This window comes from Comamonas sp. JUb58 (assembly GCF_004364775.1).
Taxonomy (GTDB): Bacteria; Pseudomonadota; Gammaproteobacteria; order Burkholderiales; family Burkholderiaceae_C; genus Comamonas.
Genome location: NZ_SOAL01000003.1, coordinates 123,701 through 137,910, shown reverse-complemented (window position 1 = coordinate 137,910; position 14,210 = coordinate 123,701). Strand labels below are relative to the sequence as shown.

Sequence of the window (14,210 nt, the reverse complement as noted above, 5' to 3'; positions counted from 1 at the left end):
TGGTCGCTGTTTGTACACAGCGGCCACCGCCTCGGGCCCGCATATTACTGCTTTTGCAGGGCCTCACACCGCTTCGCGCAAGGTCACGACGACCGGGCGGCGCAGCACCTCGCGCAGGCCCCACCAGCCAGCCACCAGCGCCAGCAAGGCGCCGCAGACACCGCCGGCCAGCGGCACCCACCAGCGCGGCACCCAGGCAAAGTCAAACACAAACTGGGCCAGCGCCCAGCCAATGGCCATGGCCACCACGCTGGCCAGCACACCAGCCAGCAGGCCCACACCGGCCAGCTCGGCCCGTTGCACCTGCTGCAGCAGCTGGCTGCGCGCGCCCACGGCCCGCATGATGGCGTACTCGCGGGCGCGCTCCTCACGCGTCGCGGTGATCGCGGCAAACAGCACCACCAGGCCGGCGGCCAGGGTAAAGCCAAACAGGAACTCCACCGCGCGGATCACCTGGTTCAGCACCTGCTGCAGCTGGGCCACGGTAGCGCGCAGATCCACATTGGTGATGTTGGGAAACTCGCGCACCAGCGCATTGTCAAAGCCCGGGGTGTCCGGGGCGCGGTAGGCCGCCAGGTAAGTGACGGCCACCTCGTCCATCTTGGCGACTGGGTACATCACAAAGAAATTCGCGCGCATCGAGCCCCAGTCCACCTTGCGCAGGCTGGTGATGGTGCTCTCGTGCTGCACGCCGCCCATGTCAAACAGCAGGCGGTCGCCCATCTTCAGGCCCAGGGTCTCGGCAATGCCCTCTTCCACACTGACACCACCGGCCTCGCCCGGCGTCCACCGGCCTTGCACGATCTGGTTGTGCTCTTGCAGCACATCGCTGTGGGAAATATTGAACTCGCGGTCCACCAGGCGCTTGGCGCGGTCCTCGGTGTAGTCGCTCGGGCCCACATCCTTGCCATTGATCTGGATGAGGCGGCCGCGAATCATCGGGTACCAGTCCCATTTGTCGATACCGGCCTGGCGCAGGCGCTGCTGGAAGGTGTCGGCCTGGTCCGGCATGATGTTGATGACAAAGCGGTTCATCGCATCGGGCGGCGTAGTCTGGCGCCAGGTCTGGATCAGGTCGGTGCGCAGCAGCACCAGCAGCACCAAGGCCATCAGGCCCACGGCCAGGCTGCTGACCTGCACCACAGCAAACCAGGGCCGCGCGGCCACCTGGCGCGTGGCCAGCAACAGCCAGCGCGGCGCCGTGCGCTCGTTCACCACCCGGCGCAGCAAGGTGATGGCCGCTGCGCTGAGCAGGCCAAACACCACGATCGCAATCGCAAAGCCGCCCACCGCAATGCCGCCCAGCTTGGCATCGCCGCTGACCAGCAGCAGCATGGCCGCAAAGCCCAGCACCCCCAGCAGCAGCACGGTGGCCGATGCCGGGCGCAGGGCACCCAGGTCACGGCGCAGCACGCGCAGCGGTGGCACCTGGGCCAGTTGCAGCACCGGCGGCAGGCCAAAGGCCAGCAGCAAGGTCATGCCCATGCCGACACCCATCAGCAGCGGCCAGCCGCTGGCAGCGGGCAAGGTCACGGCCAGCAGGCCGGCCATCAACCAGACAAACAGGTAGTGCATCGCATAGCCCAGCGCCACGCCCAGCAGGCTGGTCGCCAGGCCGACGATGACGAACTCCACCACATAGGCGCCGGCAATGGCACGCTGGGCCAGGCCGAGCACGCGCAACAGCGCCGCACCATTGAGGTGGGCACTGGCAAAGGTGCGCGCAGCCAGCGCCACGGCCACGGCCGACAGCAGCGCCGCCAGCAAGGCCACCAGGTTCAGGAATTTCTGCGCACGCTCCAAGGTCTGCTCCATCTCAGGCCGGCCGCTTTGCAGCGACTCGATGCGCACGCCATGGGTATGGGGCTGGGCCACTTCGGTCTCGGCCCACTGCAAGAACTGCGCTGCCGCAGCAGGCTCGCCCGCCACCGCAAAGCGGTACAGCAAACGGCTGGCCGGCTGCACCAGGCCGGTGGCGGCCAGGTCACCCCAGTCCAGCATCACGCGGGGAGAAAAGCCCAGGAAGCCCGCGCCCCGGTCCGGCTCGATCGTCAGCACCCGGCCGATGGTGAAGCGCTTGTCGCCCAGCCACAGCACCGCGCCGGTCTTCAGGCCCAGCGCCTCGATCAGGCTTGGGTCCACCCAGACCTCACCGGGCGAAGGAATGTCGCGGGTCGGCGCATCGGGCTGGCCCGCCGCCGGGGCCGTGCGCAGGCTGCCGCGCAGCGGGTAGCCAGCCTGCACGGCCTTGAGGCCCACCAGGCGCGATTCACCGCCATCGGCATCGTCCGAGCGCGCCATCGTCGGGAAGGTGACCGTCGTCACGCCCTTCAAGCCCAGCGCCTGGGCCTTGTCGCTGAAGGCCGCTGGCGTGCGGTTGTCGCTCACCACCACCACATCGCCCCCCAGCAGCTGGCTGGCATCGCGCTGCAGCCCCGCCTGCAGGCGGTCGGAGAAAAAGCTCACGGACGTCAGCGCTGCCACGGCCAGGGCCACCGCCACCAACAAAAGCCGCAGCTCACCGGCGCGCCAATCCCGCAGCAATTGGCGCCAGCCCAGCGCAAAAAAGTTGTGTTTCATGCAGCAAACATAACTGATGCGCGTTTACCCCCAGCCCTTGCCGGATTTCCCGGCGATTCCACGACTTCCATCCGGCAAAAGGCATGCCGCAAGCAGGGTCAAGGCGGTTACAACTCGGGCAGCACGCAGAATGTTTTGGAAAAAAGCAGCAGCGTCTTCACGCTCAAATAACCCAGCCATCCTCCTACGCCCTCGGGACAGGAGATTTTGTAGACGCCCTCTGAGCACCCCATTGAAAGAGATCATCCCCAAGCAGACGATTGCGAGTTACTATATGAAACAACAATCTCTCAACGAGCCCTTCCTATGCAAGCCTTGATTTCACAATTGGGCCAGACGTTTGCCAAAGCTCGCAGTCTGGAGGAGCTGACGCGCCCCCTGCTGGAGATGCTGCAAAGAGTCACCAGTCTGGAATCCACCTACCTCACCCGCATCGATCTGGGCCAGCGCGTCCAGCAGGTGCTGTTCGCGCGCAATACCCAAAGCCTGCAGATCCCCGAGAACCTGAACGTGCCTTGGGAAGACACCTTGTGCAAGCGCGCCATCGATGAGAACTGCCTCTACACCGACGACGTCAGCCAGGTCTGGGGCGACTCGCAGGCCGCGCAGGCGCTGGGCATCCAGACCTATGCCAGCACACCGGTGCACCTGTCCGATGGCGTGCTCTACGGCACCTTGTGCGGCGCCAGCGCGTCGCGCAAACCACTGCAGCCCGATACCCGCGATGTGATGCGCCTGTTTGCCCAGATCCTGGGCCAGCAGGTCGAGCGTGAGCAGCTGCTGGTGCAGATCCAGGTGCAGAACGAAGAGCTGCAGCGCCTGGCGCGCACCGATGCCTTGACCGGCCTGCCCAACCGCCGCGCGCTGATCGAGCAGCTCGACCAGCTGCAGGCCATTGCCCGCCGCCAGGAGCGCTATGTGCTCGTCGGCATGATCGACATGGATGGCTTCAAGGCCATCAATGACGGCTACGGCCATGAGGCGGGCGACCGCTTTCTGCAGCTGCTGGCCGACCAGATGCGCGAGGCCATGCGCGGCTCGGACCTGATTGCCCGCCAGGGTGGTGATGAATTTGTCTTTGCCGGCCTGGGCCCGTACCTGAACGAATCGGTGGCCCCGGCCCTCAGCGAGACACAGGCGCGCCTGTTTGCAAGCACCCGGGCCGAGTCGCTCTGCCTGGGCCAGGGCCTGAGCCTGAACTACACCGGTGCCAGCGTGGGCCTGGTGGCCGTTACGCCGGGCACCGATGCGGACACCGCCTTGCAGCAGGCCGACCTGGCGATGTACCAGACCAAGCAGGCCCGCAAAGCGCGCCACCCGGTCGCCGCCTGATTCCCAAGCATATTGCTTGGGGACGCAGATCAGCCCTCGGTGATCTGCGCGGCGGCTGCGGCGCCGGCCGCCGTCAAGGCCAGCATCCAGCGCCCCTCCACGGCCTCCGCCTGCACCCAGGCGGGCTGCTGGGCCTGCACCAGCAGCAGGTTGAGCATGGCCAGCTCGCGCAGCAAGCTGCTGGCAGAGGCATCCAGGCATTTAGCAATGCGCACCAGCGCAACCGCCTGGCCGCCACGGGCCTGCTGCTCCTGCGCCAAGGCCAGCAACAAGCGCTGCGCCAGTGGCGAGATTGCCGGAGCGGCGGCGCCCAAACTCCCCATCACTGCGGCGCCAGGCCAGGCTCCAGCACCACCGGAATGGATTTGGAGGTGGGCGTGCCTGCATGCGCAGCCACGGCCGACAGGGGTACCAGCGGATTGGTCTCCGGGTAGTAGGCGGCCAGGTTGCCGCGCGGAATGTCATAGGCCACCAGCTTGAAGCCCTCGACACAGCGCTGCTGGCCATCATCCCAGACGGTGCGGATATTGACCCAGTCGCCATCGGCCAGGCCCAGATCGCGGATGTCATCGGCATGGATGAAGACCACGCGGCGCTGGCCAAACACGCCGCGGTAGCGGTCGTCCATGCCATAGATGGTGGTGTTGTACTGGTCGTGCGAGCGGGTGGTCAGCAGGGTGAACACGCGCTGGTCGCGCAGCCGCGCACGCGCCCGGTGCGCAGGGGTATCCACCGGCACCGCATGCGCATGGAAGCTGGCCTTGCCACTGGCGGTGACCCAGACGCGCTCGCTGGCGGTGTTGCGCAGCCGAAAGCCACCGGGCACGGCCACGCGCTGGTTGAAGTCGGCGAAGTCGGGGAAGACCTTGGCGATCTCGTCGCGGATCAGCGCGTAGTCGGCGGCCAGCGCCAGCCAGTCCACCCGGCTGCGCGCGCCCAGGGTGGCATGGGCCAGGCGCGCCACAATCGCCGGCTCGGACAGCAGATGCGCCGAGGCCGGTGGATTCATGCCCATCGACAGGTGCACCATGCTCATCGAATCCTCCACCGTCACGCCCTGGGGCTGGCCGTTTTGCAGGTCGATCTCGGTGCGCCCCAGGCAGGGCAGCAGCAAGGCCTGGCGGCCATGCACCACATGGCTGCGGTTGAGCTTGGTGGTGACCTGCACCGTAAGCGCGCAGCGCTGCAGGCCTTTCCAGGTTTCATAGGTATCGGGCGTGGCGGCGGCAAAATTGCCCCCCAGCGCAAAAAACACCTGGGCCTGGCCGTCGCGCATGCTGGCAATGGCCTCCACCGTGTCCATGCCGTGGGCGCGGGGTGGCGCAAAGCCATAGACCTCTTGCAGCCGGTCCAGCAGCGCCGCAGGCGGCTTTTCCCAAATGCCCATGCTGCGGTCGCCCTGCACATTGCTGTGGCCGCGCACCGGGCAAGGTCCCGCTCCTGGCCGGCCGATATGGCCGCGCAGCAGCAGCAGATTCAGAATCATCTGGATGGTCGCCACCGAATGCGCATGCTGGGTAATGCCCATGCCCCAGCAGGCAATCACCTTGTCCGCGCCCAGGTAGACATCGGCAGCGGCCCGCATCTGCGCTTCGCTCAGTCCCGATTCCTGCGCCAGCAGCGCCCAGTCTTCCTCGCGCAGGCTCTGCGCCAGCGCCTCAAAACCGGTGGTGTGCGCGGCGATAAAAGCATGGTCCAGCACACCGCCCCGGGCCGCTTCCTGCTCCAGCACATGCTTGAGCATGCCGCGCAGCGCTGCCAGGTCGCCGCCCACACGCAGCTGAAAGTAGTGCGTGCTGATGGGGGTGGAGCCCAGCGTCGCCATCTCCAGCTTGTCCTGCGGATCGGCAAAGCGCTCCAGCCCGCGCTCGCGCAAGGGGTTGAAGCTGACGATGCGCGCGCCGCGCTTGTGCGCCTCGCGCAGCTCGCCCAGCATGCGCGGGTGGTTGGTGCCCGGGTTCTGGCCAAAGATGAAGATGGCGTCGGCCTCCTCAAAATCGGCCAAGGTCACCGTGCCCTTGCCCACGCCAATCTGGTCGCGCATGGCCGAGCCGCTGGGCTCATGGCACATGTTGGAGCAATCGGGGAAATTGTTGGTGCCGTACTCGCGCACAAACAGCTGGTAGAGAAAGGCCGCCTCATTGCTCGCCCGCCCCGAGGTGTAGAACACTGCCTGGTCCGGGCTGGGCAGCGCATTCAGGTGCTGGGCAATCAACGCAAAGGCATCGTCCCAGGCAATCGGCTGGTAGTGGTCGCTGGCCGGGTCATAGACCATCGGATGCGTCAGCCGGCCCTGGTCCTCCAGCCAGAAATCGCTTTGCTGGGCCAGCTCGCGCACGCTGTAGCGGGCAAACAGCTCGGGGCCGGCACGGCGGGCTGTGGCCTCGGCGGCGACGGCCTTGACGCCGTTCTCGCAGAACTCGAAGGTCGAGGCATGGTTGCGGTCGGGCCAGGCGCAGCCCGGGCAGTCAAAGCCATCGGGCTGGTTGGCAGACAGCAGCGTCTTGGCACCCTTGAGGGCGATGTCGTGGTGCAGCAGCGTGTTCTTGACACTGTTCAAGGCGCCCCAGCCACCGGCTGGGCCTTTGTAGAAGGCGATTTTTTGTTCTTGCATGGCAGGGGCTCGGTGTAGCCCTGCATTTCAACGCGCTGGCCGCCAGGCGTCAAATTCAATGCCGCAATGCCAGCATTCGCAAAACTATGCTTGGGCTGGCGGTGCCGCCGCTGCCAAGGCGCCGGCATGCTGCAGGCATTGCTGCTGCCATTCTTCCTGCGCCATCAGCGCGCGCGCCGCCTCAAGCGCTGGCATGCCCTGCTGGGATTGCTGGTAGAGAAAGGCGACCTCGCTCTCGACCACCGGCTCCACCAACGGCCAGGCACGCAGGCCGGGCGTGAGCCGCACGGTGGCCAACACGGCGCCGGGCACGATGCTGGCCACCTGGCCCTCGCCTACCGCCTGCAGCAGGGCATGGACGGAATTGGTCTCCATGGCCGGCTGCACCAGCACGCCGACGGCCAGAAAGCTGCGCTCCACGATCTGCCGGTTGTGCATATCGGGCGTCAGCAGGCACAGCGGCTGCTGCGCGGCCTGGGCCCAGCCCAGGGGCTCGGCCGCATGCAGGGTATCGGCCACGCAGGCGGCTGCGGGCGCCGAGCGCAGCAGGTAGTAGTGCTCTTGGTACTGCGGCGCGCAATGGGTGCGCGGGCGACGAATGCGGTCGCTGTAGCCCAGCGCCAGGTCCAGGCTCAGCTCTTCCAGGCCACGTTCAATATCGGGGGAGCTCATCGCATGCAGCGCGGGCACCAAGCCCGGGTGCTGGCGGCGCAGCAGGCTGGCAAAGCGCAGCAGCATCGGCATGGCCGTGGGCACGGCCGCCATGCGCAACTGCCCTTGCAACTGGCCCGCCTGGGCGCTCAGGCGTTGGCGCAGGCGCGCCTCGCTTTGCAGCATCTCCAGACCGGTTTGCAGCACCTGCTCGCCCTCGGGCGTGAAGCCGGCAAACACCCGGCCCCGGCGCACGATGGCCACGCCAAACTCGGCCTCCAGCGCGCGCAGCGCATTGGACAGGGCCGGCTGGGTGATATGGCAGGCCTGGGCTGCCCGCGCGAAATGGCCATGCGCATGGAGCGCGGCCAGGTAGCGCATGGCAGCGAGCAGGTTCATCAGGTATTGCTGCTGACGGAGATGGTCGGGAACTTCGACGAGAAGTCCTTGGCCTGCTGCGCGATCTTGACGGCGATGCTGCGGGCCACCTGCTTGTAGATGGCGGCCACTTCGCTGTCGGGCGCCGCCACCACGGTGGGGGTGCCACTGTCGGCCTGCTCGCGGATCTGCATCGACAGCGGCAGCGCGCCCAGGTAGTCGAGCTTGTAGTCGGCTGCCATGTGCCTGCCGCCATCGGCGCCAAAGATATGTTCCACATGGCCGCAGTTGGTGCAGACATGCATGGCCATGTTCTCGATCACGCCCAGAAGCGGCACGCCCACCTTCTCGAACATCTTGATGCCCTTGCGCGCGTCGAGCAAGGCAATGTCCTGCGGCGTGGTGACGATCACGGCGCCGGTCAGCGGCACGCGCTGGCTCAGGGTCAGCTGGATGTCGCCGGTGCCCGGTGGCATGTCGATCAGCAGGTAGTCGAGGCCGGCCCAGTTGGTCTGGCGCAGCATCTGCTCCAGCGCCTGCACGGCCATCGGGCCGCGCCAGATCATCGCCTGGTCCTGGTCGACCAGCAGACCGATCGACATCACCTGCACGCCATGGTTGAGCTTGGGCTCCATGGTCTTGCCATCGCTGCTCTCGGGCTTGCCGTCCACGCCCATCATCATGGTCTGGCTGGGGCCGTAGATATCGGCATCCAGCACGCCGACGCTGGCGCCTTCAGCCGCCAGGGCCAGCGCCAGGTTGGCGGTGGTAGTGCTCTTGCCCACGCCACCCTTGCCCGATGCCACGGCAATGATGTTCTTCACGCCGGGGATCAGCGGCACACCGCGCTGCACCGCATGCGTGATCACCTTATTGCTGATGCTCACCGAGACGTTCTCCACGCCCGGCACCGACTTGGCGGCCGCCACGAACTGGCTGCGCAGCTGCGGCACCAGGCTTTTGGCGGGGTAGCCCATCTCCACATCAAAGGCGACATCGCCGCCATTGATCTGGAGGTTGCGCACGGCACGCGTGCTGACAAAATCTTTGCCCGTGTGCGGGTCTTGAACGCTGGCCAGCGCGGCCAGTAACGTTGTTTCGGTCACTGTCATCGTGTTTTCTATTCCTGAGACAGCAATAAGTCTAGCGAACCGCGCTTGCCCTTGCGAACCAGCGACAATCTGGGCTTTTCCCCTGCACCTCTTGAAAGACCTGCACCCGTGAAACTGAAAATGGCCGAGAACTCCGTGTTTGCGATCTTGCTGCGCTCGTCGTGGTGGATCAGTGTGGTGGTCGGAGCCATCATCGTGGTGCTGTGCCTGGCGCTGCTGCCCAAGGACATCCGCTTTGTCGGGGCCGCCGGCAGCCTGCCTTTTCTGGTAATCGGCGCCATGGCCGCCAAGCGCCAGTGGAACCAGCCCAACGCTGCGGCCACCGAGGCGCTGCTGGCGCAGGCCAGCGCCATGTCCAGCCGCGATCTGCAAGCCTGGCTGGGCCGCGCCTGGCAGACCGAGGGTTATGCCGTCACCACCCTACAGCAAGGCGCGGCCGATCTGCAGCTGGCCCGCAACGGCCAGACCACCCTGGTCCAAACCAAGCGCAGCAAGGCCGGCGTGCATGGCATCGAGCCGCTGCGCGCCCTGCATGAGGCCGCCAGCCAGGCGGGCGCGGCCAGCGTCTATGTGCTGCTGCAAGGCGAGCTGAGCGACAACGCCCGCGTGTTTGCCCGTGACCAGAAAATCGTGCTGCTGCAAAACCTGGAGCTGGCAACCCTGCTGAAAAAGGCGGCGGCGAAGGCCTGATTTTTGTCCTTGGGGCCTAGCTCAGCGACAGCAGCGCTTGGCGCAGCGCCCCAGTTTCGGCTATGGTGCTCGCCATGCCGTCCCCTCTGCACTACAGCCCCCATTCCGCCGCCACCGCCATCGTGCTCTCCGGCGGCGGTGCGCGTGCCGCCTACCAGGTGGGAGTGCTGCAGGCGCTGTCGCGCTTGCGCCAGAACGCCGGGGCCGACCATGAACCTACGCCCTTCCCCATAGCAGTAGGCACCTCGGCCGGCGCGATCAATGCAGCCGGCCTGGCCTGCGGCGCGGACCATTTCGACCTGGCCGTGCAGCGCCTCTCGCGGGTGTGGCGCAATTTCTCCACCAGCCAGGTCTACCGCGCCGATGCCTTTGGTGTGATGCGCAGCGGGGCGCGCTGGCTCAGCCTGCTCACCCTGGGCTGGGCGCTGACACGCTGGCACCACAGCAAACCGCGCTCGCTGCTGGACAACGCCCCTTTGCTGGAGCTGCTGCAGGCCGAGCTGCCCTTGCAGAAAATCCCCCACCTGCTGCACAGCGGCAAGCTGTCGGCGCTGGCCATCACCGCATCGAGCTACACCACCGGCGAGCACATCACCTTCTACGAAGCCGGCCCGCATGTGCCCGGCTGGTCGCGCACGCAGCGCCGCGCCATCCAGGACCGCATCAGCCACCAGCACCTGATGGCCTCGTCGTCGATCCCCTTTATCTTTCCGCCCGCCGAGCTGATGCTGCGCGGCCAGTACAACTACCTGGGCGATGGCGCGATGCGCCAGACCGCCCCGCTGGCGCCCGCCGTGCACCTGGGCGCGCAACGCATTGTGGTGGTCGGTGTGGGCCGCTCGCACGAGGTGCTGAACCTGCCCCAGGGCGAGCACCCGCCGTTTCCGTCGCTGGCCCAGGTGGCCGGCCATGCGCTGTCCACCATCTTTCTCGATGCGCTGTCGGTCGATGTGGAGCGGGCCCAGCGCATCAACCACACGCTGAGCCTGATCCCTGAGGCCGAGCGCGCCCGCAGCGCACTGCGGCCGCTGGATTTGCTGGTGATCACACCATCGCAGTCGCTGGACGCGTTGGCGCTGGAGCACCTGCAGGAGCTGCCCACGCCGGTGCGGGCGCTGCTGGGAGCGATGGGTGTATCGGTGCACAGCCAGAACGTCGGCAGCGCAGCCCTGGCCAGCTATCTGCTGTTTGAGCCGGGCTACACCCGGGCATTGATTGCGCTGGGCCGGGCCGACACCATGGCGCGGCGCGACGAGGTCTGCGCCTTTTTTGGCTGGGGCAGCCGCTCGGCGGGCCCCACCAATCCCCTGGTCGCGCCATCTGGCCCCGTAAGCGCCTAGAATTGGCCGGTTCTGGAGCGCCTGCGCGCGCGAGGGCTGGCTGCGCCACCCTCCCTGTGACCAGAATCCGCAACGGCCACCGGCCTGCGTCCTCTCTGTGATTAGAAAGTTCCGCAACCCTATGTCTCAACGAAAGATTTTCGTCACCACCGCCCTGCCGTATGCCAACGGCAACTTCCACATCGGCCACATCATGGAATACATCCAGGCCGATACCTGGGTGCGTGCGCAGCGAATGCAGGGCAATGCGGTGAACTTTGTCGGTGCCGATGACGCCCATGGCGCGCCCATCATGATTGCCGCCGAAAAAGCCGGCAAGACGCCCCAGCAGTTTGTCGCCGACATCGCCGCCGGCCGCAAGCAGTACCTCGACGGCTTCCACATCGGCTTTGACAACTGGAGCAATACCGACAGCCCCGAGAACCACGAGCTGTCCAAGCAGATCTACCTGGACCTGAAGGCCGCCGGCTTTATCGAAACGCGCACCATCGAGCAGTTCTTCGACCCCGAGAAGAACATGTTCCTGCCTGACCGCTTCATCAAGGGCGAATGCCCGCGCTGCCACGCCAAGGACCAGTACGGCGACAACTGCGAAGTCTGCAGCTCCGTCTACGCGCCCACCGATCTGATCAACCCCTACTCGGCACTGTCCGGCGCCAAGCCGGTGATGAAGAGCTCGGAGCACTTCTTCTTCAAGCTGTCCGACCCACGCGCGGTCGAGTTCCTGACCCAATGGACCCAGGACGGCCAGCATGTGCAGCCCGAAGTGGCCGCCAAGATCAAGGAATGGTTTGGTGTACGCACCAACCCCGATGGCTCGGCCAGCGAAGGCCTGGACGACTGGGACATCTCGCGCGATGCGCCCTATTTCGGCATCGAGATCCCCGATGCACCGGGCAAGTACTTCTACGTCTGGCTGGATGCGCCTGTGGGCTACCTGGCTTCGCTGAAGAACCTGCTGGCCCAGCGTGGTGAGGACTACGAGGCCTACATGGCCGATCCGGCGCTGGAGCAGTACCACTTCATCGGCAAGGACATCATCACCTTCCACACCCTGTTCTGGCCGGCGATGCTGAAGTTCAGCGGCCGCAAGACCCCGACCAAGATCTGCGTGCACGGCTTCCTGACCGTGAACAACGGCGAGAAGATGAGCAAGAGCCGTGGCACGGGCCTCGATCCGCTCAAGTACCTGGCGCTCAAGATGAACCCCGAGTGGCTGCGCTACTACCTGGGCGCCAAGCTCAATGGCAAGAACGAAGACATCGACTTCACCGCCGAAGACTTCATGCTGCGCGTCAACTCCGACCTGATCGGCAAGTACGTGAACATCGCCTCGCGCGCGGCCGGCTTTATCAGCAAGCGCTTTGAGGGCCGACTGGGCGAGGTGAGCGCCGATGGCCAGGAACTACTGGCCCTGCTGCGCGCGCAAAAAGAGGCGATTGTGGCCGCCTACGAGGCACGCGACACCGCCCGCGCGGCCCGCGAGATCATGCTGCTGTGCGACAAGGTCAACAGCTATGTCGATGCCAACAAGCCCTGGGAGCTGGCCAAGAAGGAAGGCATGGAGCAGCGCCTGCACGATGTCTGCACGACTTGCATCGAAGCCTTCCGCATCCTGACCATCTACCTCAAGCCGATCCTGCCGGATGTGGCTGCCGAAGTGGCGAACTTCCTGATCGTGCCGCCCGAGCAATTTGGCGAGGTGGACAAGCCGCTGGGCGCTGGCCACCAGATCGGCGTCTACCAGCATCTGATGCAACGTGTGGACCCGCTGCAGCTCGAAGCGCTGTTCGAAACCCCTGCCAGCCAGGAAAAGGCGGCGGCCGCTGCAGCGCCTGCCAAGGCCAAGAAGGCCGAGAAGAAAGCCGAAGCCGTGGTGGACCCGAACGCCCCCGGCGGCGAGCCACTGGCAGAAACCATTGGCATCGACGACTTCGCCCGCATCGACCTGCGCATTGCCAAGATTGTGGAATGCAAGGCCGTCGAAGGCTCGACCAAGCTGCTGCAACTGACCCTGGATGTCGGTGAAAAGGGAGAAGACGGCAATCCCAAGACCCGCAATGTGTTCAGCGGCATCAGCAGCATGTACACGCCTGATCAGCTGCAAGGCAAGCTCACCGTGCTGGTTGCCAACCTGGCGCCGCGCAAGATGAAGTTCGGCATCTCCGAAGGCATGGTGCTGGCTGCCAGCCATGCCGACGAGAAGGCCCACCCCGGCATCTATGTGCTGGAGCCCTTCCCTGGCGCGCTGCCAGGCATGCGCATCCACTGATCTGGATGGCCGCTGACCGCCGCCTCTTGCAGCCCCTGCGCTCCGTAGCCGCAGGGGCTTTTTACTGCGCCTTTGCATCGCTGCTGGGCGGCTGCAGCGTCGTGGCCGTCGGCGCCGCCGCCGTCAGCGTGACTGCCACCGCAGTGGGGCTGGCCGCCGATGCGGCCGTAGGCACCGCCAAGGTCGTGGGCAAAGGCGTTGGCAAGGCCTATGACATGGCCACCGGCGAAGAGCAGGACAACAGCGGAATAACAGTGCGCTACCGGGAGCCCCGGCCGGGCGAGACCTTCCCGCCGCAGCAGCCCGGCGAGCCGCTGCCAACGCAAGCGGCAACACCAAGCCCGCCCCTGCCGCCAGCCAGGCCTGCTGCGGCACCAGAAACCGCCATCCCCAGCGGCCCCTGAAGCACCCGGAGTGCAGAGCGCTCAGTTACCCGCGTAGCGCCCAGGCCGGTGGCTGATCCACAGGAAGACGCTCATCACCACGGCCGCCAGTACCGAGTAGGCCACGCGCTCGAAGGGCACCACCCACAGCGCCAACAGCACCACGCTGCAGTCGATGACCATCTGCACCTTGCCGGCGCGGATGCCATAGCGGTCCTGCAGGTAGAGCGACACGATGGTGGCGCCGCCCAGGCTGGAGCGGTGGCGCGCCAAGAAGAGGCAGCCCGTGCCCATCAGCAGGCCACCGGCGATGGCGGCATACAGCGGGTTCAGGTAATCGATATGGATAAAGCGCGGGCCGATATCGACCAGCAGCGCCAGCATGGCCACCGAGATAAAGGTCTTGACGGTGAACTCCGGCCCCATGCGCGTCCAGGCGAACCAATAAAAAGGCAGATTGATCGCGAAGAAAATCGCGCCAAACGGCAGGCCCGTGGCGTAGTGCAGCAAAAAGGCCAGGCCCGCCGTGCTGCCCGTCAGCAAACCCGCCTGCCCAAACAGGCCCAGGGTGATCGAGACAAACAGCGAGCCGGTGAACAGCGCCTGTGCATCTTCAAAACGGCCATGGCGCATGGCAGGCCCCGGCAGCGCGGCAGGGGCAACGGCCACGGTGCCGGGCAGGCCCGTGGTAGCGGTGGGGCGAGATAGCGGTGAGGACATGTCGGGTTGACAGCAAGTTTCATGCCCGCGCAAGGGTGGCGCGCGGGGCTGCCTGGCATGGGTGATGCTAGGTATAAACCCGAATTTTAAAGAGTTTCAGCCCGTTACGGTTAGGCATATCCGCAACAGTTCTGGGTG

At 66.0% G+C, this 14,210-nt stretch carries 11 protein-coding genes; 5 read left to right on the top strand and 6 right to left on the bottom strand.

The annotated features are described in order from the left end of the window. Window positions 1-63: 63 nt before the first annotated feature. Window positions 64-2,580: an FtsX-like permease family protein gene (locus EDF71_RS04205; protein ID WP_133855376.1), complete on the bottom strand. Its 2,517-nt coding sequence runs from the start codon at window positions 2,578-2,580 to the stop codon at window positions 64-66. Between the two features lie 306 nt (window positions 2,581-2,886). On the opposite strand from EDF71_RS04205, the gene EDF71_RS04200 reads away from it, so the two are divergent. Continuing rightward, complete coding sequence (locus EDF71_RS04200; protein ID WP_133855375.1) at window positions 2,887-3,912, top strand: sensor domain-containing diguanylate cyclase; 1,026 nt, start codon at window positions 2,887-2,889, stop codon at window positions 3,910-3,912. A gap of 29 nt (window positions 3,913-3,941) precedes the next feature. On the opposite strand, the gene EDF71_RS04195 is transcribed toward EDF71_RS04200, so the two are convergent. The 4 genes from EDF71_RS04195 to apbC all read right to left on the bottom strand — a co-directional run bounded on the left by EDF71_RS04195 (window position 3,942) and on the right by apbC (window position 8,667). Further along, complete coding sequence (locus EDF71_RS04195) at window positions 3,942-4,235, bottom strand: hypothetical protein (protein WP_133855374.1); 294 nt, start codon at window positions 4,233-4,235, stop codon at window positions 3,942-3,944. Continuing rightward, on the bottom strand, window positions 4,235-6,526 hold the full coding sequence (locus tag EDF71_RS04190) for an FdhF/YdeP family oxidoreductase (protein WP_133855373.1): 2,292 nt from the start codon (window positions 6,524-6,526) through the stop codon (window positions 4,235-4,237). The genes EDF71_RS04195 and EDF71_RS04190 overlap by 1 nt, the downstream gene beginning before the upstream one ends. Window positions 6,527-6,610: 84 nt before the next feature. Next, the gene (locus EDF71_RS04185) at window positions 6,611-7,576 is read right to left on the bottom strand and encodes a LysR family transcriptional regulator (protein WP_133855372.1); all 966 of its coding nucleotides are present in this window, start codon (window positions 7,574-7,576) and stop codon (window positions 6,611-6,613) included. After that, window positions 7,576-8,667 carry an iron-sulfur cluster carrier protein ApbC gene (gene apbC / locus EDF71_RS04180; protein ID WP_133855371.1) on the bottom strand — a complete coding sequence of 364 codons (1,092 nt, stop codon included), beginning with the start codon at window positions 8,665-8,667 and terminating at the stop codon, window positions 7,576-7,578. Before apbC ends, EDF71_RS04185 begins: the two co-directional genes overlap by 1 nt. Window positions 8,668-8,775: 108 nt before the next feature. Here apbC and EDF71_RS04175 point away from each other — a divergent pair, with 108 nt between their 5' ends. From EDF71_RS04175 to EDF71_RS04160, 4 genes are all read left to right on the top strand, one after another. Then, window positions 8,776-9,357 (top strand): restriction endonuclease, encoded by a 582-nt coding sequence (locus EDF71_RS04175; RefSeq protein WP_243854169.1) that lies wholly within the window; start codon window positions 8,776-8,778, stop codon window positions 9,355-9,357. Between the two features lie 74 nt (window positions 9,358-9,431). Next, window positions 9,432-10,697, top strand: a complete 1,266-nt coding sequence (locus EDF71_RS04170) for a patatin-like phospholipase family protein (RefSeq protein WP_133855370.1) — start codon at window positions 9,432-9,434, stop codon at window positions 10,695-10,697. A 121-nt stretch (window positions 10,698-10,818) separates the two neighbouring features. Next, on the top strand, window positions 10,819-12,969 hold the full coding sequence (metG, locus tag EDF71_RS04165) for a methionine--tRNA ligase (RefSeq protein ID WP_133855369.1): 2,151 nt from the start codon (window positions 10,819-10,821) through the stop codon (window positions 12,967-12,969). A 5-nt stretch (window positions 12,970-12,974) separates the two neighbouring features. Continuing rightward, a complete protein-coding gene (locus EDF71_RS04160) occupies window positions 12,975-13,373 on the top strand; it encodes a hypothetical protein (protein ID WP_243854168.1) in 399 nt (132 codons plus the stop codon). Window positions 13,374-13,394: 21 nt separating this feature from the next. Here EDF71_RS04160 and EDF71_RS04155 read toward each other — a convergent pair whose 3' ends face one another. Continuing rightward, window positions 13,395-14,072, bottom strand: coding sequence for a YitT family protein (locus EDF71_RS04155; RefSeq protein ID WP_133855368.1), 678 nt, complete (start codon window positions 14,070-14,072; stop codon window positions 13,395-13,397). Window positions 14,073-14,210 lie beyond the last annotated feature (138 nt).